This window comes from Microcoleus sp. C2D2 (genome assembly GCF_036702495.1).
GTDB lineage: Bacteria > Cyanobacteriota > Cyanobacteriia > Cyanobacteriales > Microcoleaceae > Microcoleus.
In genome coordinates this window covers 24,385-44,919 of record NZ_JAUBTO010000058.1, presented here as the reverse complement: position 1 = coordinate 44,919, position 20,535 = coordinate 24,385, and the positions used below count along the sequence as shown (strand labels likewise).

At 44.0% G+C, this 20,535-nt stretch carries 22 protein-coding genes and 5 pseudogenes; 10 read left to right on the top strand and 17 right to left on the bottom strand.

The window, feature by feature from the left end:
* Positions 1–54 precede the first annotated feature (54 nt).
* The 7 genes from QUB61_RS39955 to QUB61_RS19380 all read right to left on the bottom strand — a co-directional run bounded on the left by QUB61_RS39955 (position 55) and on the right by QUB61_RS19380 (position 4,400).
* The gene (locus QUB61_RS39955) at positions 55–156 is read right to left on the bottom strand and encodes a hypothetical protein (RefSeq protein ID WP_445300620.1); all 102 of its coding nucleotides are present in this window, start codon (positions 154–156) and stop codon (positions 55–57) included.
* 319 nt (positions 157–475) lie between these two features.
* On the bottom strand, positions 476–1,024 hold the full coding sequence (locus tag QUB61_RS19405; protein WP_333131281.1) for an Hsp20/alpha crystallin family protein: 549 nt from the start codon (positions 1,022–1,024) through the stop codon (positions 476–478).
* 434 nt (positions 1,025–1,458) lie between these two features.
* Complete coding sequence (locus QUB61_RS19400; RefSeq protein ID WP_333131279.1) at positions 1,459–2,574, bottom strand: SDR family NAD(P)-dependent oxidoreductase; 1,116 nt, start codon at positions 2,572–2,574, stop codon at positions 1,459–1,461.
* 9 nt (positions 2,575–2,583) lie between these two features.
* Positions 2,584–2,799 carry a hypothetical protein gene (locus QUB61_RS19395; RefSeq protein ID WP_333131277.1) on the bottom strand — a complete coding sequence of 72 codons (216 nt, stop codon included), beginning with the start codon at positions 2,797–2,799 and terminating at the stop codon, positions 2,584–2,586.
* Positions 2,800–2,966: 167 nt separating this feature from the next.
* Positions 2,967–3,206, bottom strand: coding sequence for a hypothetical protein (locus QUB61_RS19390; RefSeq protein ID WP_333131275.1), 240 nt, complete (start codon positions 3,204–3,206; stop codon positions 2,967–2,969).
* Between the two features lie 155 nt (positions 3,207–3,361).
* Positions 3,362–3,613 carry a hypothetical protein gene (locus QUB61_RS19385; RefSeq protein ID WP_333131273.1) on the bottom strand — a complete coding sequence of 84 codons (252 nt, stop codon included), beginning with the start codon at positions 3,611–3,613 and terminating at the stop codon, positions 3,362–3,364.
* A 574-nt stretch (positions 3,614–4,187) separates the two neighbouring features.
* A complete protein-coding gene (locus tag QUB61_RS19380) occupies positions 4,188–4,400 on the bottom strand; it encodes a hypothetical protein (protein WP_333131272.1) in 213 nt (70 codons plus the stop codon).
* Positions 4,401–4,993: 593 nt separating this feature from the next.
* Here QUB61_RS19380 and phaA point away from each other — a divergent pair.
* A pseudogene (phaA, locus tag QUB61_RS19375) lies at positions 4,994–6,313 on the top strand (acetyl-CoA acetyltransferase PhaA).
* Positions 6,314–6,956: 643 nt separating this feature from the next.
* Here phaA and QUB61_RS39950 read toward each other — a convergent pair.
* Together QUB61_RS39950 and QUB61_RS19370 are read right to left on the bottom strand one after the other, a co-directional pair.
* Positions 6,957–7,214 carry a hypothetical protein gene (locus QUB61_RS39950; protein WP_445300259.1) on the bottom strand — a complete coding sequence of 86 codons (258 nt, stop codon included), beginning with the start codon at positions 7,212–7,214 and terminating at the stop codon, positions 6,957–6,959.
* Positions 7,187–7,405, bottom strand: coding sequence for a hypothetical protein (locus tag QUB61_RS19370; protein ID WP_333131270.1), 219 nt, complete (start codon positions 7,403–7,405; stop codon positions 7,187–7,189). The genes QUB61_RS39950 and QUB61_RS19370 overlap by 28 nt, the downstream gene beginning before the upstream one ends.
* 456 nt (positions 7,406–7,861) lie before the next feature.
* On the opposite strand from QUB61_RS19370, the pseudogene QUB61_RS19365 reads away from it, so the two are divergent.
* Positions 7,862–8,282: pseudogene (locus QUB61_RS19365) on the top strand (transposase domain-containing protein); the annotation flags it as partial.
* 105 nt (positions 8,283–8,387) lie between these two features.
* Here QUB61_RS19365 and QUB61_RS19360 read toward each other — a convergent pair.
* From QUB61_RS19360 to QUB61_RS19340, 5 genes are all read right to left on the bottom strand, one after another.
* Positions 8,388–8,891 (bottom strand): IS630 family transposase, encoded by a 504-nt coding sequence (locus tag QUB61_RS19360; protein WP_333131268.1) that lies wholly within the window; start codon positions 8,889–8,891, stop codon positions 8,388–8,390.
* A gap of 20 nt (positions 8,892–8,911) precedes the next feature.
* A complete protein-coding gene (locus QUB61_RS19355) occupies positions 8,912–9,388 on the bottom strand; it encodes a helix-turn-helix domain-containing protein (protein WP_333131266.1) in 477 nt (158 codons plus the stop codon).
* Positions 9,389–10,270: 882 nt separating this feature from the next.
* Positions 10,271–11,650 carry an amidase gene (locus tag QUB61_RS19350; protein WP_333131262.1) on the bottom strand — a complete coding sequence of 460 codons (1,380 nt, stop codon included), beginning with the start codon at positions 11,648–11,650 and terminating at the stop codon, positions 10,271–10,273.
* Between the two features lie 144 nt (positions 11,651–11,794).
* Positions 11,795–13,150, bottom strand: coding sequence for a cystathionine beta-synthase (locus tag QUB61_RS19345; protein WP_333131260.1), 1,356 nt, complete (start codon positions 13,148–13,150; stop codon positions 11,795–11,797).
* Between the two features lie 63 nt (positions 13,151–13,213).
* On the bottom strand, positions 13,214–14,494 hold the full coding sequence (locus QUB61_RS19340; protein ID WP_333131258.1) for an aminotransferase class I/II-fold pyridoxal phosphate-dependent enzyme: 1,281 nt from the start codon (positions 14,492–14,494) through the stop codon (positions 13,214–13,216).
* A gap of 61 nt (positions 14,495–14,555) precedes the next feature.
* On the opposite strand from QUB61_RS19340, the gene QUB61_RS19335 reads away from it, so the two are divergent.
* Positions 14,556–14,876: a hypothetical protein gene (locus tag QUB61_RS19335; protein WP_333131257.1), complete on the top strand. Its 321-nt coding sequence runs from the start codon at positions 14,556–14,558 to the stop codon at positions 14,874–14,876.
* Positions 14,877–15,192: 316 nt separating this feature from the next.
* Here the strand turns inward: QUB61_RS19335 and QUB61_RS19330 are convergent.
* Positions 15,193–15,496 (bottom strand): annotated as a pseudogene (locus tag QUB61_RS19330) (HNH endonuclease); the annotation flags it as partial.
* A gap of 78 nt (positions 15,497–15,574) precedes the next feature.
* Between QUB61_RS19330 and QUB61_RS19325 the strand changes: the two are divergent.
* A pseudogene (locus tag QUB61_RS19325) lies at positions 15,575–16,276 on the top strand (IS1 family transposase).
* Positions 16,277–16,340: 64 nt separating this feature from the next.
* Here the strand turns inward: QUB61_RS19325 and QUB61_RS19320 are convergent.
* Together QUB61_RS19320 and QUB61_RS19315 are read right to left on the bottom strand one after the other, a co-directional pair.
* Positions 16,341–16,943 (bottom strand): annotated as a pseudogene (locus QUB61_RS19320) (IS1634 family transposase); the annotation flags it as partial.
* Positions 16,944–17,351: 408 nt separating this feature from the next.
* The gene (locus QUB61_RS19315; protein ID WP_333131254.1) at positions 17,352–18,302 is read right to left on the bottom strand and encodes a pirin family protein; all 951 of its coding nucleotides are present in this window, start codon (positions 18,300–18,302) and stop codon (positions 17,352–17,354) included.
* A gap of 16 nt (positions 18,303–18,318) precedes the next feature.
* Here QUB61_RS19315 and QUB61_RS19310 point away from each other — a divergent pair, with 16 nt between their 5' ends.
* The 6 genes from QUB61_RS19310 to QUB61_RS19285 all read left to right on the top strand — a co-directional run bounded on the left by QUB61_RS19310 (position 18,319) and on the right by QUB61_RS19285 (position 20,400).
* On the top strand, positions 18,319–18,513 hold the full coding sequence (locus tag QUB61_RS19310; protein ID WP_333131252.1) for a hypothetical protein: 195 nt from the start codon (positions 18,319–18,321) through the stop codon (positions 18,511–18,513).
* Positions 18,514–19,226: 713 nt separating this feature from the next.
* Positions 19,227–19,355, top strand: coding sequence for a hypothetical protein (locus tag QUB61_RS19305; RefSeq protein WP_333131250.1), 129 nt, complete (start codon positions 19,227–19,229; stop codon positions 19,353–19,355).
* A gap of 133 nt (positions 19,356–19,488) precedes the next feature.
* Positions 19,489–19,617, top strand: coding sequence for a hypothetical protein (locus tag QUB61_RS19300; protein ID WP_333131248.1), 129 nt, complete (start codon positions 19,489–19,491; stop codon positions 19,615–19,617).
* A gap of 139 nt (positions 19,618–19,756) precedes the next feature.
* Positions 19,757–19,885 carry a hypothetical protein gene (locus tag QUB61_RS19295; RefSeq protein ID WP_333131247.1) on the top strand — a complete coding sequence of 43 codons (129 nt, stop codon included), beginning with the start codon at positions 19,757–19,759 and terminating at the stop codon, positions 19,883–19,885.
* A 129-nt stretch (positions 19,886–20,014) separates the two neighbouring features.
* Positions 20,015–20,143, top strand: a complete 129-nt coding sequence (locus tag QUB61_RS19290) for a hypothetical protein (RefSeq protein ID WP_333131245.1) — start codon at positions 20,015–20,017, stop codon at positions 20,141–20,143.
* A 134-nt stretch (positions 20,144–20,277) separates the two neighbouring features.
* Positions 20,278–20,400: a hypothetical protein gene (locus QUB61_RS19285; RefSeq protein WP_333131243.1), complete on the top strand. Its 123-nt coding sequence runs from the start codon at positions 20,278–20,280 to the stop codon at positions 20,398–20,400.
* The last annotated feature ends 135 nt before the right edge of the window (positions 20,401–20,535 follow it).

The following is a 20,535-nucleotide window of genomic DNA, read 5'->3' as shown; positions in this document are numbered from 1 at the left end:
TAATTGGGTCAACAGGTAAAAGATGAGTAATTTTACTCATTGACAATAGTGCTTTTAGCTTAACTTGTGAGTAATGAAGCAGGCGGGAACGGTGACGACAGCTTGGGTAGCTTTTTCACCAAGGTATTTGCTGGAATCGTCCGCGAGTTTACGCAGAAATTGAGCGGAGTTTTATGCGGGGGCAAACTGTTCGCCAGCAGCGGGACAGTCGAGTTTGAAGCTAGCGTTACTGTCGCGCAGGACTTTAGAGGAAACTTATGTGAGTTCTTGAGTACCTTCGTGGTATTTGCGGCAAATTCAGTTGTTATGAATTTGACTGGGCAAAGAATAAGCAGGAGTGACAGGGAAAAATTTTGGATGCCCATTTTCCTCTCACTCCTGCTGCTTATTCATTCCTGCCAGTGTTTTTTAAAACGGAGCCAGGAGGAATATAAACGGCTAATTAATCAAAGGTTTGGGGAAGCTGAACCAATGTTTAACTTGCTTGGACTTCAGCTTCAGCTTGGCTTGCAACTTGCCCGTTGCCCTGAGCTTGTCCTTGCTGAATTTGTTCTGGCTGCTTTTGTCCTCCCAGGTTAATTGTGACAACCTTGTTTTTTTCTTCCTCAGCTTTAGGCATGGTGAGGCAAAGGATGCCGTTATTAAATTCAGCTTGTACCTTGTCGTTTTGAATTCTCGCTGGCAAGGGAACGATCCGTTGAAATCGGCCGTACCGGAATTCGGTACGATTCATACCTTTGCCGTCGCTCTTGGTTTCAGATTTGCGCTCGCCAGTGATAGCCACTGCTTCGGCAGTAACTTTAATATCAAGGTCTTTGGCTTCTATGCCAGGAACTTCCATTTTGAGTTTGATGTCCTCAGGCGTTTCGTGCATTTCCGCAGCCGGCATAAAAGAAGAGCCAGCGCCCATGATGTCAGACTGCCCCTCATTACCAGGAGCCGAGATCATTCGGTCAAACAGGCGGTTCATGTCCCGTTGCAGCATTTCCATTTCTCGGAAAGGTTCCCAACGAATTAAGGCCATAGTTTTGTCCTCAACTTTTTTGCAATTCCAAGAGTTTCAACAGTCTTTTTCCAAGCATTTTTATGGTATTTAAAATTCCTAATTTGCTCCTCTATCAATCGACAGATATTATTGTTGTGTTAATGCCAATTCTTGAGAAATACAAAACTACTAACTTTGGTGTTTTGGTAGCTGCTATCGGACTTATCTGTTGTAGTGCAAGTTCGTGTGTGGCACTAACTAACGGGCTTAACTATAAATTTCTTCTTTTTCTCTAAAGGGAGAGGGTTGTGACCCAAATAATTACGAATTACCAAGGTCGAATTGCGAATTATTCGGTCACTCATTTCTAATTTCTCCGCGAACCTGTTAAACAATTGCGATCGTATTAACAGCATGGGGACGATCGCGCCGATCGCCTAGCGTGTTGTGAAAGAGAACCGCGCAGTTTCGGCTCACCCATCCTCACCGTCGGACAAAGACGATCGGTAGCTCGATCGCTCAGGGATTCGATCGCCATCCGGTTGCTCTTGGCTGCCCATCTCATTGTTTTGCCGTGCGGCTTTGTCACTCAAAAAAGTTAACACCGAAGGCGATAAAGATGAGTGGCTGTCTTTTCCAAAAGCGCGTTCAGTACCAATGCCACCTGTTCCAGGTAACAACCGATTAAACCAACCGATCGCAGTGGTAGAAAGCCCTGGAAAAAGAGCATAGAGTCTGGCACTAAACCAAGTCCAAAGTGGCACAATTACCTCTGCATCACCCCGTCGAAATCCAGCAATGGTCTCACGAGCAACCTTTTCGGCACTCGTCGAGATCCAGGGCAAGGAATCAGCAATGCTGAACCAGGTAAACTCCTTGCGGTGCTGACCTTTGAACATAGCGCGGTCTATCACGCCTGTGCGGATGAAACCCGGACATACCGTTGTGACAGCAATCCCGTCCTTTGCCAGTTCTGTCCGCATCCCTTCCGACAAACCCGTTAAGGCAAATTTGCTCGCGCAATACGCCAACATATGCGGGGAAACTACCTTGCCGCCGATCGAAGAGATATTAACGATGCGTCCAGCCTGTCGTTGACGCATTTCCGGGAAAACCGCATAAGTAGTGTATAGCGGTGCCCAGAAATGCAGCTTCATCAAATCGTCGTAGTCCTCGATCGTCAATACGTCCATTGGTCCGACAAGGTCGGTGCCTGCGTTGTTAATGAGGATGTCGATCTGACCGAAGCGATCGCGCACTTGCTGCACCATCCGGTCAACCTGGGTGCGATCGGTCACATCACAGGGAACAGTCAGCACCTCTCCACCGCACTGCAGCAGCTCGACACGCGCCCTTTCGAGCTCGGCGCGATCGCGGGCACAAATTGCCAAACGCGCTCCTTGCTGCACCAACTGGCGCGCCATAACCAAACCAAGTCCGCGAGAACCACCCGTAAGCAGCACCGTCTTGCCTGTGAGATCGTATTGACGTTCGCGCCACGATCGCACCACCCAAAGCACGACGAACAAAGCGGCCGCGCCAACTGCAAAAAGAATAAGAGGATTCTGATAATCTATATAGAAATTCATGGTTAAAACTCAAATGCTGATGTATTGTGAAGCGCAGTCTACCCTAATACCTGAACCTGATACTAAAACCTTAAACTTCTCCTCTCCTCTGACTGAGAGGTTGTCATCAAGGCACGCATCTATTAGCTTTCGGTCGTTCGGGATAATTAAATTTTGCAAGGCTTTCAAGTCTGGCAATCTTTCGCCAACCGGAAGCCGTTTTATATCCTCTAACGTTGTAACCATGTTTACTTATCCTCGATTAAAATAATCAGATTGATATTTATTGTTATCCGGCTTGCTAGGCAATTTATGCTCGGCATTATTTGCAAATAAGGCAGTGTCTCTACCACCTTATTTGCTGAGCTACCGTTCATCTCTCTCACAGATTTGCGCGATTTTAAAGAATCTTTTTAACGCGAGTCAGTTCCTTGATTTGGACTACCAACAACCTTGGGAGCAGCTCCTGGAGCTTCAGGTTCACTACCGGGACTAACCTCAGTATCGGATTGTTGACCGGTCATGCGATATCTCTCATCCAGTGGAGTGTCACCCTCTTCTGTGGTCGGTATACTTGTTTGGGTTCCAGGATTATCTTGAGGGTCATGTTTTTCCTCATCTTGCCGAGTGTCTGGAGGAGTATGTGATGTCATGATTTGCACCTGTTTTTGACCTTACTCTACAAGGCTATCATTCAGTTTCAAGCAGGCGCTCTATCCTCAGACATGACTCGTTCTATCACTAATTATCGAGGGAATATTGAGCTAGAATAATTGCATAAAATATGTGCAATCATTCTGCATCGGGCTTAACATTTGCTGTACGCCCAACACCGCTGTAGAAAATCGTCCATACTTTTCGCCGTTGTATCGATTAGCGTGTGTAGCCCTGTGCTTTGGTGTCCTGGTTGCGGCGTCCCAGCAGGGTGCCAACAGCGGTAAGAACCTCCGGGATTGCGAGTACGATGGACGCGATCGAGCAAACCGTCGCAACGCCGGCAGTATTCACAAAACGCCTTGTTCTCGCTCCATTCCTCACGAGCTAACTCGACATTGGTCACCGCATCCTACACGAGCTTGATACCTATTGCAAAGCGTGTCAATGACAATCAATAGAAAACGCACTAGGAACCCAATCCAACGATGCGATCGTCCTGCGCTGAGAGTGTATAGAGTTCCCATCATTTTATGGATTCAGTTTGATGCGTACCACTTACCTAAGAGGTACTTTAAATAAAGCGCTGTATTTCAAGCTCTTGTATACAAAAACTAGAACTCGGTTAATATTAATAAGTCCTTTCTTTAGGTAGACCCTTAGACAAAGTAATAGCATTAAAGTTTAATATAGGGCTTTTTAGTGAATTAAACCTTTTTATGGCAAAAACGAATAAAAAAATTTTTATTATTGAAAACGGTTTCATCTTTTAAAAGTTCCCCAAGAGGTTATCTTAGAGAGCTTTGTTAGTTTTTCTAGCAGGTTTGTAAAGCCGATGGCTTCCTAACTTTCGCAACACCCGATAAAAGATCAAAAATCACTCTCTAGGTAAACTCATGCGACTCTAATCATCAGTCGGCTTTTGTAATTTACGGCCTGCCAAGCATTTTGAAATAGCTTTCCCAAAATTGCTTCTGGGCTTAGATTGACAGACGAGCAACCATAGCCTGAAATTCCAGAGAACTCGTGACCACCTGTTCCTGAAATTTCAGGGTGTTAGCCACAGTATCGCGTGTGTTGGGCATATTGGAGCTTGCCATATTCGGCATCATGGATGCCCAGCTAGTGAAAATGCCTCTCTGCAATTCGCTTAACTGTCTTAGGTACTGTTCGGTGTTACTATTCCAATCCATCCTATTTCTCCTTTGATTGGGGTATTAAATACTGATTGTCTTGTCTGCAAACAATCAAGTTGATAATCAATTATAGCCTGTATAGTGTGCAATGGATAATAACTACGTTTTTTAAGTGCATTTATAAATAAGATTTGTATGAGAAGCAAGCTGTAATCAATACCTAATAGGCTTTACAGCTTGTCAAAAATACATTTCAACCCGTATGCAGTCGGCGCCATAAGGTTGAGTTCTTCCCATGAAAGCTTAACTACTCATCACTGTGCCGATTTTCAATTTTTGATTTTCGATTGGGAAGAGAAGTTGCTTCCGGATTCAGGCGTGTGGATCATCCGAAATCCCCAAATCCTGAAATTTGTAATCCACAAAATCTGTAATCCCAAATCAGCAAGCTCCCCAATTCATTTCGGGAGCTTTAGTGAGAAGAACAATCCAAAATCTCAAAGCCCAAATCCCAAAGTCTTTGACTTTTGATTGAGCTTTGATAAATGAGGAAAACTTCCTGATACTACTGACGGAATCCGCTTCCCCAAGCATCCCGCTTGAAGTTGGTAGAGCTTAACAATGCGAGAATTAAAAGATAGTGAGGATGTATGCAAGAAGCCTATATTGTCTCAGCATTACGCACGCCGCTCGGTCGGTTTGGAGGTGTCTTTACGGACTTTTCCCCAGTGGATTTAGGGGCACACGCCATGCGAGCCACCTTGGAGCAAGCCGGACTATCGGGTGACGCTTTAGACCTGTACATTTTTGGCAACGTACTTAGGGCAGGTCACGGACAGTTACTGCCCCGTCAGGCAGCTTTCAAAGCCGGGATTCCGGCAACGGTGAACGGGTATGCCGTAGACATGGTGTGTTCGTCGGGAATGTTGAGCGTGATGAACGCCGTTACAGCTATCCGCGCTCAAGAAGCCGAAATCATACTGGCTGGCGGCATGGAAGCTATGTCTCAGACTGGATTTTTCTTATCGCACCGAGCCTGATGGGGGTACAAATTGCTGCTAGGTTCGCCAGAGCAACTCACCGATATTTTGCTCCACGACGGACTCACCGACGCCACCACCTCCGAAACAATGGGAGAGCAAGCTGAACGGCTGGCCGCAGCTTACAACATCACGCGCCCTGAGTTGGACGAAGTTGCCTTCTATTCACAAGCTAGGGCAGCGATTGCAACCGAGCAAGGTTTCTTCAAGAAGGAGATCGTACCAATTGAGATCGAAGGGAAGAAAGGTTCGCAATTTGTCGATAAAGATGAGGGAATCCGCCCCGAAACCACGTTAGAGAGCCTTGCCAAACTCAAGCCTGCTTTTGGGGAAAATGGAGTATTCACAGCAGGCAACAGCAGTCAGATATCGGATGGAGCAGCAGCGCTAGTCTTAGCAAGCAAAACGGCGGTGGAACGCTACGGACTGAAGCCAATAGCACAGGTAATTGGAGGAGCGTCGATAGGTGGGGAAGCTTGGCGATTCCCCGAAGTTCCTATCCTGGCAGTCAACAAGCTTTTAGACAAGCTCAAGATGAGAATCTACGATTTCGATCTGTTCGAGAACAATGAGGCGTTCGCTTTAAGCAGCGTGCTGTTCAACCGGACGCTCGGCGTTCCTTACGAGAAGCTCAACGTCTATGGGGGAGCGATCGCTTTGGGGCATCCCATCGGGGCTTCTGGGGCGCGGATCATCGTCACGCTGCTCAACGCCTTGCAGGAGCGAAATGGGCAGCTAGGGCTGGCCTCTGTGTGTCATGGCACTGGTGGCGGTACTGCGATCGCAATTGAGCGGCTTCGATCGGGAAAAAGGCGAAAGGAAAAGGGAAAAATTCTTTTCTGGTTCTTTTTGCCTTTCTCCTTTCACCTTTTTCTTTTTCCTCCATACAGCGGAAGAGTGGCTTATGAAATCTTTGGGACTGGAAGATAAAGTCGTTTTAGTAATACCAATTTTCTAAAGTCCTGCTACAGATATAGCTGCCAAAATAAATTTCCATCCCGTCAAAGAAGCAATGACTTCTTTAGTCAATTTTTTTTACTCTTTTTGCACCACTGCTCTCAACTATTCTATTCGCTCGAATCTCAACCATTTCAATTGTTTTTTTACATATCCCCACAGTCTTTCTCTGGGGTTTACTTCCGGACTGTAGGCGTATTGAAATAGTAAAATAACGTTAAGATGGTATACTGAGATTTAAAGAGTTATGAAACCCGACCTTATCTACTTGAATTAGATGTAAATCCTCCGGGTACTCACTAGCAAATAGCTCTCAAAATTTCTCAAACCACACTGTATCTAAATGAGTAAACTCATAAAAAAAGCAGGCTCCTGTTAGCGGGTCTACTGCACCACACAACCACAAATAAGTAAAGTCCCATTGTACTTTCCCTTGCGGTTTTATGCCGTAACCTGTTAGCTTTTTTCTGTAAATTGTATGCAACCCCATCCGACTTTCGTCTTGACGACAATACCGCACTTTTTTCCATTGTTTTAAAAAGCTCTGACAGCGACTTGCTTTAATTAATATTGGCAGTTTTTTTTTAACTCTTCTACTGCTCCTGGTTTCTGCTTTTCACTCACGCCTTCGTGTCACTTTTAATTTGCCTTTAAGGCGATATCTTGCCCATTGATGCACTGTCCGATATGCCACGGGAATGTCACAACAGCTTATCAACCATTGATGTACTTCTTTGTAGCTACTGAATCCTTCTACTTGGTTTAACTCTTCTGATAATTTCTCTATCGTTTCAGGAGTCATTATTATGGGCCGATCCGGACGAGGTTTCTGGCATAATAATTCTTCTATTCCCCCAGTTCGGTAGCTAGACAACCATCTTTGTATTGTGATACGATGCTTACCGTGCGCCGCACCGCAGCAGACAATACATTATCCACTGTTTTGGTTTTGAGCCAATACAGAATCAGCAGTTTTTCGGGGCGCACGGCATCTTTCTCTTGGCACAGCAAAGTTTTCAGTTCTGCTGCGGTTTCTCGAATTACAATTTTAACAATTCCTGACATTGTTTTGACCTCTATTTGGCTACTAAATTGCCAAATACACTTCTACTAACTGTAGCACTATTTTCTGAAATTGGTATGAGAGGTTCTGTGTTGATTGCTGATTGAGTCGATCGTGTCGAGGTGGCTCACACGGACTGCACTGTTGGCAAAATTCCCGATGAAGATCCCTCGATGTTCCTGGCAGTACCCACGATGCGAGACCCATCGATCGCACCCTTCGGAAAGCATAGGCTGTGGATTGAGTTTTTTGTACCTTATAAGATTAAAGGTGCAGAGGGCACGGGTCTCAACGCAATACGGTTCAGTTAAGGCTTAAATAGTGGTAAATTAGGTATCGTGTCCCCCACATGGAAATCAAGTTAGCGTGCATCTCAAAGAATTCTCATTAGTATCTCCTTCGCTCCTTTCGTAGCGAAATATTCAAAGCAATAGAGAGCGCAATTCCAGCCAGTGCAATTGAAGAGGCGATTACTAAAACGAAGGTTGAAGAGAAACGCCATCGTGCTGGCGCCAGCACAAGTGGTAGTGTGTCTGGTAATAGCAATGAGCTTGTGGTCGAAGGATTCCAGGCGCGAGATACTAAAAAACTTAATTGATGGTCAAAATGAAACATGGATAAAAATTGGTAAGTAATGGCGATTTCCATGTGTATTTCGGCCACTCAAGCCAGACAGAGATGAGGAGCAGGTGTGATGAGACAGTTGTTTGATCGTCCGCATGCGACCAATGGCTACGGTCGAAACAGTAGGAGCTTTTATCAACGCACTAAGAATCGTAGTGATGGACGGGACGTGCTTAGATATCCCCTCTGGGTGATGAAAATGCCAGGGTTTTTGGTCGTCCGGGAAGCCGTCCGGCTAGGATCGCAGCGTTCCCCTTTCGCTAGATTAGTCATACCTTTTCTCTAAAGTTATCCAACAGTAGCTAGGGCTGATAAAATGTAATCCCATCCGGCTATAGATGCTATTTGTTCTGCTGAAAATTATTCAAGAAAAGCGCAAACTTTTTCTTTAATATCATCTAAATTTTCAGAGATTTCCCAACTTAGTTCTTGTTTTAGGTGTGACCAGATTCTCTCCATGGGGTTTAATTCTGGAGTGTATGGTGGTTGAAAAATCAGCAGAATATTATCTGGTATTCTCAGGCTACTACTATGATGAAACCTACCATTATCCAATTGGATAACATTTAAATGAGCGGGATATTTCTCGCGTCGTATATCTAAGAATATCTGAAAGCACATACCATCTAAATGTGAGAACTCCCACCAAAAACTTTCTCCTGTTTGTGGCGCAACTGCCCCAGATAAATAGTAGGCTTTAAAATTCCATTGAACTTTACCTAATGGTTTAACTCCCAAAGCTGTAATTCTTTTCCTTTCAATTGTTTTTAAGCCCATTCTAGTTTCATCTTGACACCAATATTTAAGTCCATTTTTTGCTGGTTTTGGGGTCAAATACTCCAACCACCAAGAGACTTGAAGCAATTTTTTTAGTTTTTTTTGAACTATATACCTGCCGCATTATCTTTTTTAATGCTCGAAGGTCTTGGTACTTTTAATTTAGCTTTCATTCGATAGTGTACTTGTTTGTGCAATGTTTGATACTTGACTGATCTTTGATATTTATCTTCTACCCACTTACCAATTTGTTTATAACTTTTAAACTCACAGGACTCCCCACTTAATTTATTTGATAATCCAGCTATTATAGCTTTAGGGATTACTCGGGGTCTACCAGTTGATTTTCCTATTTTTAGCAGTGATGTCAGACCGCCAACACTATATTGTTTTAACCATTTATGTACAGTTATCCTATGTACCCCTAGACGTTTTGCTACATCTGTAAGGCTTGGACTCAATCCAGATTTTAACCAATAAAGTGCCTGAATTTTTTGTCGGTTAATTAGAGTTCGCTGCTCCGACAAAATTTTTTTTAACTCCTCAACGCTTAAATCAATTCTTTCTTGGTAATCTACATTCATGCAACAATCCTCAAACTCTTATTGTTATTATAGCATACTTTTAGGGAAATAGTATTATTAAACTCAAAAAGTTAATTTTTAGGACAACTTAAGCTAGGTTGGTAAACAATACCTTGTGGTTGCTGAACGAGCTAATCGAGCGTCAGCCCTGTTTAACAGCTAAAAAATAAGAAGATTTCGTACAGGAGGAACGGTGAGCTTAATTAATCTTGTCATATCTTCGCCGCCCGGTACCACTGCCGGGATTGGCGCAATCTTAAAACTGATGCGGGATCATCCCGAACGTGTCTTAAAAGTTGTACACTTGTAACGCGATAATCCCAAAAGTACCAGCACTTTTATTGCGTTTTTTAGATATAGCAGAAGGCAGAAGGAAGTTCGGCAACGAGCAATGTACGGGATGTAACGGATGTAACGGATGTAACGGATGTCAGGAAGAAGGAAGAAGCAATAATAGCAATGGTTTCAGCGATTAAGAATGTCCTAACCGTCTTGGCGGTTGCTATAATTAAACTCTCTTTAGCAAATTACAGTAATTCTCAATGTATGGGATACGTTCTTTGGTTCCAACGGGGAAGGATCTCGTGCTTATGGTGCAATTTGCTCTGCAATTGAAGACTTGGAACTTCCTTTTGAACAGCACGATTGGCGGGTGTTTGCCCATCTAAAAAAAGGGTTAACCCATCGGGATTGGTCTGATGGCTCTTGGTCATTGCTTCTGCAGCCAGATGCCTTACACCAATGACAAATGACATTTCTAAGCTGTTGTGCATTTAAATTGTATATTTCGAGTCCCGATCAAAAATCGTCAAATCCTCTCCCCCTCTCCCCTTCACCCCCTCTCCCTCTCTAATACCATAGGCAATCTAGATGCAACACAGCTTAATACCCAGGTGGGCGTTGAAAAAAACCAGTTACTTGAGTTAATTTTTCTGCAATCTCTAGCAGTTTCAGATCGCTTCCGCGCCGTCCCACCACTTGTAGGCCGATGGGTAGTCCTTCTTGTGATTGTGTAAAGGGCAGCACTACGGCAGGGTTGCCAGTTAAATTGAAAATTGTTACGTAAGCACCTATTGTTGTCCAATAAGAGAACTCGCGACCATCCACCTCAATGGGTTCTCCTGGCTGACGGTGGGTGAAAGCAGGCACTGGCACCACTGGACACAGCCAAGCATCCCAATTAGATAAGAAACTTTCGATATTAGCAATCAGAATATCGCGCTCAATGAGGGCGGTGATATATCGTTGTTGCTGTTGAATCTGCGTCAGGTCTGGCTGGGATAAACCCAATTCAAATTTATAAATATTGAGGTAAGTATCACGTACCGCATTGCTATCAAAATTTGGCGGCTCGTTGTGGTGCTCTACACAGCATCCTATATCTGTCAGGGATGATGCTAATTTATCTAGAGCAGCTTTGGTTTGAGCTGTGGCTGGAATCTCACCAAAACCTTCTGTCCAAGCGTATCGGTACGATTGTAGCGTGGTTGCTGGGTTAACTTGTGTGGATATCGGTATTACTTCTGGCTGGCGGGGGTCTGGATCTTGAATCAGTGACAGGCACAATCGCAAGTCTTCTACAGAGCGGGCAAGAGGCCCTATTGTTTGTAAGTGATGGATAGTTTTAGGTGTTCCTGGTAATTCTGGAATATGTCCAAATGTTGAGACGCGATTCTGGGTTGGTTTCAATCCAAAAATGCCACAGAAGTGAGAGGGAACGCGGATTGACCCACCAATATCACTACCAAGTTCAAGAGGGGATAACCCCGCAGCTATAGCACTCGCTCCACCCCCAGTGCTGCCGCCTGGCGTATATTCATGGTTCCAGGGGTTGTTTGTTCTACCAAACAGAGGACTGTTGGTCTGAAAGTTACCAGCTAGTTGTGGTGTATTCGTCTTGCCCAACATAATTGCTCCTGCAGCGCGCAGTCGAGCGACGACGGTAGCATCTTGCTTTGGGACATAATTAGCTAAGGGTTGATAGCTGCTGGTTGTGCGTAACCCTTTGGTTTCGAGGGTGTCTTTGATAGTTACGGGTACTCCATGTAAGGGTCCCCAATTTTCTCCTTGAGCTAATGCTCGATCTGCTACTTTCGACTGCGCGATCGCATTTTCCGCATCCAGAGTCACAATCGCATTTAGTCCTGGGTTGTATTGAGCAATCTGACTCAAATAAGCTTCTATTACTTCTGTTGAAGAGACTTGGCGAACGCGGATTGCTTTTGCTAATTGATGAGCCGCTAAAAAAACTAAATCATTCATTCTACTTAACTCTATTTTTAGGGAATAAGCTGTTCATCATTTAAATTTTCGAGGCTATCTAAGCCACTAAAGGGTTTCAACCTCTGAAATACGCATTTTAAATGCACAACAGTTTACAACTATTTCTCATTCATAATTCAGACGCTAGGTTTTGCTTGCCCAATATTTTATTAAATCAGTTCTAGTAATTAATCCTACAGGAATACTATTTTGTTCAACTATAATACCATTAGTTCCTGATAGAAGAACTCTATAAGCTTCGGAAATATCGACTTTCTCATCTAAACTCGGTAAAGGTTCACTCATAACAGGCGCAACTTTTTGGTGAGAAAAATTAATCCCTTCATGCAGTAGTTTCATTAAAGCTGCTTCATTTAAACTGCCAAGGATGTGATGGTTTTCAATAACTGGAACTTGTGAGATATTCAGTTTTTGCATAACTTCAATGACTTGACTCAATGTGTCCTGCGAACTCACAGAAACGAGTGAGGGAAAATCTTGTTTCTGGGCAAGTATCTCTTGAAGTTTTATTGTTTTTTTTGTGGGTTCTTCCCAAAAACCATTTTCCTGCATCCAGCTATCAGAATAAATTTTATTTATGTAGTTTCTTCCTGTATCTGGTAACAGCACTACAATCTGTTTCGGTTCTGATAATCTGGCTGCATATTTAAGGGCTGCTGCTACTGCTGTGCCGCAAGAGCCTCCCACCAATAAACCTTCTTCTCGCGCTAGACGGCGAGCCATATTAAAAGACTCGCGATCGCTAACTCTGACCATTTCATCTATAACTTGGCGGTTAAACGTCTTCGGAATAAAATCTTCACCAATTCCCTCAACCTTGTAAAGTTTGGGGGTATCACCAGAAAAGATAGAACCTTCTGGATCTGCGCCAACAATTACTATATTTTGATTTTGTTCTTTCAAATATTTGCCAACTCCAGAGATTGTGCCGCCTGTTCCCATCGCGGCGACAAAAACATCAACTTTCCCATTACTATCTGACCAAATCTCTGGCCCAGTCGTTAAATAATGGGCTAACGGATTATTAGGATTAGCAAATTGATCCGGTCTATAAGCTCCTGATATTTCTTTAGTAAGTCTTTCTGCTACACCGTTGAAACTTTCTGGAGAGTCAGGCGGAACTGCTGTCGGCGTAATTACTACTTCTGCTCCATAAGCTTTAAGTAAGTTAATTTTATCCTGGCTCATTTTATCCGGCATCACAAATATGCAGCGATATTTTTTTATCGCAGCGATTAGCGCCAGACCAACTCCCGTATTTCCTGCTGTTGCCTCAATTATTGTCCCACCGGGTTGCAGTTTTCCTGCTTTCTCTGCGGCTTCAATCATGGACAGAGCTATTCTATCTTTCGTACTACCACCCGGATTGAGGTATTCTACCTTGCTATAAATTGTTGATTGAATTCCTTGACTAATACTATTAAGTTTAATGAGGGGAGTTCTGCCAACTGCTTCTAGAATATTATTGTAAGTAGCCATCAGAATGTCTCTAGTATTTTATAATGTTGTATTGCCGCTTTATGTTGGAAAAAAAACTTCAGACTAAACTCCACCAAATGCTTTTGCAGTAGCGTGTTCTATAGCTGCTTGAAATTTCGGCAGGGCACGGGAAATCATGTCTTGGTTGGCAGTCAGAGAAATTCGGAAATAACCCGGTATTTCCTGGGGTGTCCCAGGGAAGACAAAAACATCGTGGCTGGCTAGCAATTCGGCAAAAGCACAATCGTCTGACCAAGGTGACTCTACTAACAAAAAGAATGTCCCTTCAGGTATTTGTAACTTGTAACCCATTTCCTGGAGTGCCTTCACCATCCAATCGCGTTTGCGCTGTAAATGCTCTATATCGATGGTGAGTTGCTCCAAGTCAACGAGGGCATATTGCATCAATGCACTGGGGAAACACCAACCAAAGGGACTGCCTTGCAGTGTACGAATTATGCGCCGTATTGATTCCCGTTCAGGCATTGTGGGTGGCAAGGCAATATAGCCGATGCGTTGACCGGGAGCCATCCAGACCTTACTGTAACCATAGATGAGGAAGGAAAACGGGTAGAACTGGGTGGGACTCGGACAAGTTTGCCCGTCGAACACAATGCGGCTGAAGGTTTCATCGGAAATCAGGTAGATGGGTTTAGCGTAGCGATTGGAGGCATTGGTGAGCAGATTTGCTAATTGTTGTAGGGTTGTTGCTGAAAAAATCTTGCCTGTGGGGTTGTGGGGTGAATTGATAACGATCGCTCTGGTACGTTGAGTTACGGCAGCCGCGATCGCATCGAGGTCCAGATCGAAAGTAGTTGGATTGACTGCAACGCCAACCGGAACTGCACCAGCAACATGAATCATCCGCCTGTAGTTTAGCCAAGGTGGGGTGATGATTATCACCTCGTCTCCTATTTCGGTCACCATCTGAAGACAAATAGTCAGACTAATCAGACTACCGTTGGTCAGGAAAATATCTTCTGGTGCGATCGCGATCCCCCGTTGCCTCTTCAGACCTTCTGACACAGTGACTCGTGCTTGTGGAAGGTTGTCTTTGTAACCGAACCAACTCTCATTTTGCGGAATGCTCCAGCGCTGAAGGGCTTCTACAAAGCCTGGTGGGGGCAGTTCGTGAGCGTCACCCTCAGTAAAATCAATGTTCCCCGGTTCATGCTTGCGATTCATGTAGTTTGCCTTGGCAAGGAGTTCACTGGGGGTCTGGGCTTGAATCGCTTTGAGCAGTCGGGACGAGATTGTATGAGTTTTTATATCGAAATTCTCTTTAGTATCGGCTTCTTGTGCCTCCTGTGGCATTTTACTTGGTGGTTGTGTTTGATCTGCCATAATATAAGGTAAGTTGACCTAGTTATGTTAATCATAATCGCTGTTAGGACTTACGTACTGAGTGCCAAATTGCGTCATTCTGAGCGATCGCATTAGCGCAGTGGCTCCGCAGGATCTAGAACCGACATCCTCGCCAACAACAGCGATCCATCCTTTGAACTACAACTGGTCAGGTTTGGGGTGGATGCAGGCTCCGCCCGCATCAAAACCAATTTCCTCACCAGCCGTGCGCCAAAAACCTGAGACTCCCGAACAATGGGCTACTTTAACCGAAGCATGGTTCGTAGCTTGCGAGTATAAGCCCACCGTTGAAGATTTTCGCTTATTGCCAGAATTACTGTGGGAGAATCAAGGCAACGTTGAAGTTGACCTTGACTGCTAACAGCTTTGGATGGAATTTACTTCGATAACAGAGCGATCGCCCTATTTTGGAAAGATGAGCTTTTACCGCTATGCCTAAACCAAAGAGGTATCCCGACAATTGGGGAGACATTGCACTCTCGGTAAAAGAAAACGCTCTTTGGCGTTGTGCTTGCGTGCCATCAACAATGCCTCAGACCCGGTAAACCAAGCGGCCCGGGCCAAATCTGAACGGTGTGCCTTAACTTTGGCGGTGCACCATCGCAACCGGATACCGGAAGACAATCGCCTAGAAAACTTAATAGCCCTTTGTACTGCGTGTCACCATTAAACTCAACGAGAGTGTCACCAGCCCCGTTGGTCTTCAAAACCGTGCATGAAACTTTAATTTCACACGGCTCCTCAATGATTTGGTGCTTGTTACGCATACCTCATTACCCATTTATCCTCGACTCTTTCAAGTCTTTTGGTGGGTTTAGGCTCGACACTGTTGCAGTCGGATTTGCTGCCTGAACTGCCATCATTGGCTGTCTTTATATCATGGCAATGTCTATGTAGAAGTTGAAGATTTTTATATTCATCCTTTTCACCTTTCGATTTGGGGATGATATGGTCAACTTCCATTACATCATCTTCACGGAAGAAGGCGTTGGTGAGTTAAGGTACGATCATTTAATAGTGCGATCGCCAAAAAAATCAAACTGAGTGAAATCCCAGCTTATGCAATGCCCTGACTGCCTGTCAACTGAGATCGATAAAAATGGACATAAAAAAGGCAAACCAAACTTGATTTGTGTTCGTTGTGGTAGACAATTTATAGAGGATTATCAACCCCATAGAGGTTACTCGAAAGAGGTTCAACGAGAATGCCTAAAAATGTATGTCAATGGCATGGGTTTTAGAGCCATTGGCAGAGTCAAAAATCTTCACCATACTACAATTATTCATTGGGTAAAACAAGCTGGAAAGCTGTTACCTGATTTTTCTGAGCCAGAGGCAACACCAGAAGTGGGAGAATTAGATGAATTAGAAACTTTTATTGGCTCAAAAAAAATAAAACCTGGCGACCGACGGCAGTAGACCACTTTAAACCTGGTATTTTAGGATGGGCTTTAGGCGACCAAGCGTGGTCAAACTTTTAAACCTCTATGGGAAGTTGTTGAGATATGGAAATGCTATTTTTATCTGACAGATGGATGGAAAGTTTACCCTCATTTTATTCCCGATGGAGATCAGATTCCACCGCAAAACCTATATGACCCGAGTTGAGGGTGAGAATACAAGATTAAGGCACTATTTGGCTCGTTTGAAACGAAAAACTTTTTGTTATTCTCGCATCTGAACAAATGTTAAGGCATTCAATTCGATTATTAATTCACTATTCTTCGATTTGGAGATGTTCCTGTTCCTGCTCAAAATTAAAAAAATCATTTTTGTTGTCGGCGATCGCCTTTGAGCTTCATCATACCTTAATTCACCAACGCCCTATTTTTAAATATAATGGTAGGTCTCCGTCTCCGGTTACGATCATGTCTATGATGAATTGTTTGAGATCTGGTCGATGATCCCTTGAGTATCCATGTACTATTTCTATGGGTTTGATTTCGGTGTCTGCTTCTGAGGCTTCTTTTTCTATTTCGCTGATGGCTTCTGCTTCGGTTTTGTAGGCTCCATGTACGTACATTGAACTTCCGTCTAGATGAATGCTGTTCATTTTTACTTGAAATTTATGAGCTGCTTTTAGGGTGATTGCTGTAAATATTTTTGTGGTTCCTGTTTGGTAGTATTTGTCTAATGCTCTCCCTAGTCTGTCATCGTTTAAATGTTTGGGCAATATTCCTTTTCCGATTAGATGTTCTGTTGCTTTTCCTACGAAAAATTCCTCGAATATGTATAGGGGGGCGCTCAAAAATCCTAATCCCTTCAAAACCATTGCTTTCATTACTTGTCCGGGACTTATGGTTTCTTTGTTGCTTATTCCTACTATTTTATTGACTTCTTCTACCAATTCCATCTCGTCTATTATTCCGGCTACTATTCCTAAATGGTCGAGATTTAGGACTTTTATTGCTTCTTTTGGCTCATTCATGGTTTTTCTCCCTTTCTACTTGACTTGATTATTTGACATCAAAAGAGCCTGAAATGATTGCCAGGTAATCATTTCAGGCTACATTTTTTACATTTTTGCGCTCGTTAAATCTGCTTAAATATCTGCGGAATGTGGGTTAAAAGAAGAGGCGTAGGGGTATAATTCTTTTCATATTGTGCGATCGCTGTACTCAGAGCCTGGCAGTTTTTTCATGCTACCGGGACAAAAACTGCGTTTTAAGCCTAAACTAATACGAAGTTTGGAACTCCATATTGTTGTGTAGCAGCCCACCCACAAATCTATACCTAACTGTATCAAAGGTTTTGGAATAATATCCGTGAAGATTAGAGAAAAAAAGACAGATTGTAAATCAAAAAACAGTTTTTTAATTTAAATCGCTGGGGTTATTCATAATGGTTGCTCTGCTTGATTCGGCGGCTCTTCTGGCAGCGGAATAAACTCTGTCTCTTCAGGAACCTGACCAAAGCGTCCCTCTCTCCAATCGAGTTTGGCTTGTTCAATGCGCGAACGCCGACTCGAAACAAAATTCCACCACTTATGGCGCTCACCGACAGGTTCACCGCCAATCACAATACAGCGAGCTTTGCCAGAGGCAGAAATGTTTACTTCAGTGCCTGAATTTAAAACCGCTAACCGATGCTGTGCTAAAGGCACTCCATCGATCGCCAGCCCCTCTGTAACGCTGTAAACCGCCTGTTCGCTGTAATCCCCCGGTAAGGTAAATTGCTTGCCGGGAGCTAGTTGTGCATCCAGATAAATCATAGGTGAAAATATTTGAACTGGGGAAGTGCGACCGTAGGCATCACCCGCAATCAGGGTTAAAGAAACTCCTGCATCCTCCCAAACAGGCAGATCGGTAGCCGGATGGTGTCGAAACCAGGGGTCGGTTTCTTCGTGTTCATCGGGAAGTGCTATCCAGGTTTGGATGCCGTGCAGGATGGCTTCTTTGTTGCGATCGTCCTGGGGCGTGCGTTCGGAGTGGACAATTCCTCGCCCTGCCGTCATCCAATTCACGGCGCCAGGACGGATTTCTTGAACGCTGCCGACACTGTCGCGGTGCAGCAAAACCCCTTCAAACAGGTAGGTGACGGTCGCTAAGTTGATGTGCGGGTGTGGCCTGACATCCACGCCCCGATCGGGTGGAAACACGGCAGGGCCGAGATGGTCAAAAAAGATGAAGGGGCCAACCAGTGTTAGAACGTCTGAGGGAAGCAGCCGGCGGGCTTGGAATCCACCCAAATCTTGAATGTGCGGCTCGATGAGATGCTGGATGCTATCTGTCATGATGTTGGTGAAGTTGCGAACGTTAATCGCCTGTGTCAAAAGTGTATTATACAAAAAGCTATCCCTTGATATGTCCGTAGGGAGAGCAGCGCCCACTGTCGATGCTGGCGGTAAAGACGGGGCGCAAGAAAGTGGATATTGTGCGGATGTTGTTGGAGGATGGGTTGAAGGAGGTGGACGGGTAAAAGCGATCGTCCTAGCCCGCATTAAAGTGGTAAAGAACATCTCCAAACCCTCAAAATCTCGTAGTGGGCTGGCGGCATAGTGGCTAGCCCATTAACCACCCGGCCAATCAGGGATTGAACCCTACACGCCAGGGCAAAGAGAATGCGCTAGTTTCTATGAAAGGGCGATCGTCTCAATTGGGCTCGCGATCGCATTGATGCGCCTTCAATCTATCAATACTTCGGACTGTTTTGGGAACGATACTACAAGCTTTAGAGGGCAAGGATAATAAAAAAGTCGAATTAAATGGAAGTCAGGGATGGATCTGACATTGATTTAATTACCCACAGGGGCTCAGAATCCCAAAGAGTAAGCCATTGGGCCATCTAGAAACTGCCCTGACTGCTGGGTAAGTTAGGTGGGGAATTATCGCTGGGGTTATCCGAAAAAAATATTTAGCAAACTATCTGGCGAATCATCCGGACAAGCAAAATGATGAATGTATCTCTTGATTGATCTAGATATTTCTGAACTCAGGAGAACTAACAGTGAAAACCTAGAAGCAATCCCAGAAACAAGTTACCACCCAGCTACAGGTATATCTACTTATTGTCACCCTGACAGAAAAAGATATGTGTTCCGTTAACGGCGGCGGACAGCTTAATCCAATTTAGAGGTTAAGAAACCTCTAGAATTGTTGGTAGGAGGGGCTAAGGTAACGAGGACGTTAATCCAAGTTCTAAAACGAAGGAGAAAACAACGGCTTTTTTCCTCCAATTTGTTGAAATTTATTTAAACGTGGAGGATTCTACAATGGACACTAAAAAACAATCCCAGAAACAACCCAAAACACTACCTTTGGCACAACTGGCAATTGTCTCCCTAAGTGAAAAAGATATGTCTTCCGTCAACGGCGGGGGTACTCAGGCATGGGCTGGTTAATCAACCTCTAAGGTTGCTGTAGGAGGGGCGAAGGTAACGAGGAATTAAATCCTAGTTATGAAAAAAAGTAGTAAAAAACGACTTTTTCCCCCTCCACTTTGTTAATTTTCTCTAAAACGCGGAGGATTATATAATGGACACGAAAAAGCAAGACCAGAAACAAGCCAAAACCTTACCTTTGAAAAATTTGCCAATTGTAACCATGACCGAAAAAGATATGTCTTCCGTTAACGGCGGAGGTTACAATTCATGGGCTGGTTAATCAACCTCTAAGGTTGCGGTAGGAGGGACTAAGCGAACGAGGAATTCAACCCGAGTTCTGAAAATGAGGGAAGTAGTAAAAAACTACTGCTCTTCCCCTCCAATTTGTTAAAATCCACAAAAATGCGGAGGATTGTACAATGGAGACGAAAAAGCCTGACCAGAAACAAGCCAAAACCTTACCTGTGACACAACTGCCAATTGTTACCCTGACTGACAAAGATATGTCTTCCGTCAACGGCGGAACTCAAAGAGTATGGGGCGGTTAATCAACCTCTAAGGTTGCTGTAAGAGGGACTAAGCGAACGAGGAATTCAACCCAAGTTCTGAAAAGAAGGAGTAAAAAAACACTTCTTTAACCCTTTTGTTACAATTCAAAAAACGCCGAGGATTCTACAATGGACACTAAAAAACAATCTCAGAAACCCGCCAAAACATTACCTGTGACACAACTGCCAATTGTCACCCTGACTGAAAAAGATATGTCTTCCGTCAACGGCGGTTTCGCATGGAATGGTGGTTATTAATCAACCTCTAAGGTTGCTGTAGGAGGGACTAAGCGAACGAGGAATTCAACCCAAGTTCTGAAAAGAAGGAGTAAAAAACTACTGCTCTTCCCCTCCAATTTGTTAATATTCTCTAAAACGCGGAGGATTCTACAATGGACAATAAAAAGGCAGACCAGAAACAAGCCAAAACCTTACCTTTGACACAACTGCCAATTGTCACCCTGACCGAAAAAGATATGTCTTCCGTCAATGGTGGAACTAGCCACCATGGTTGATGGGTAGCAACTGACAAAATAAAGATTGGTGCTACCTAGTAGCTGTTCAAAAGTCTAAAAAGTTAACCCGGAGAGGATTGCCCTAGTGACAAAAGAGCAATATTTCTATTTCCTCTCTGGGTTATTTGTTGGTTA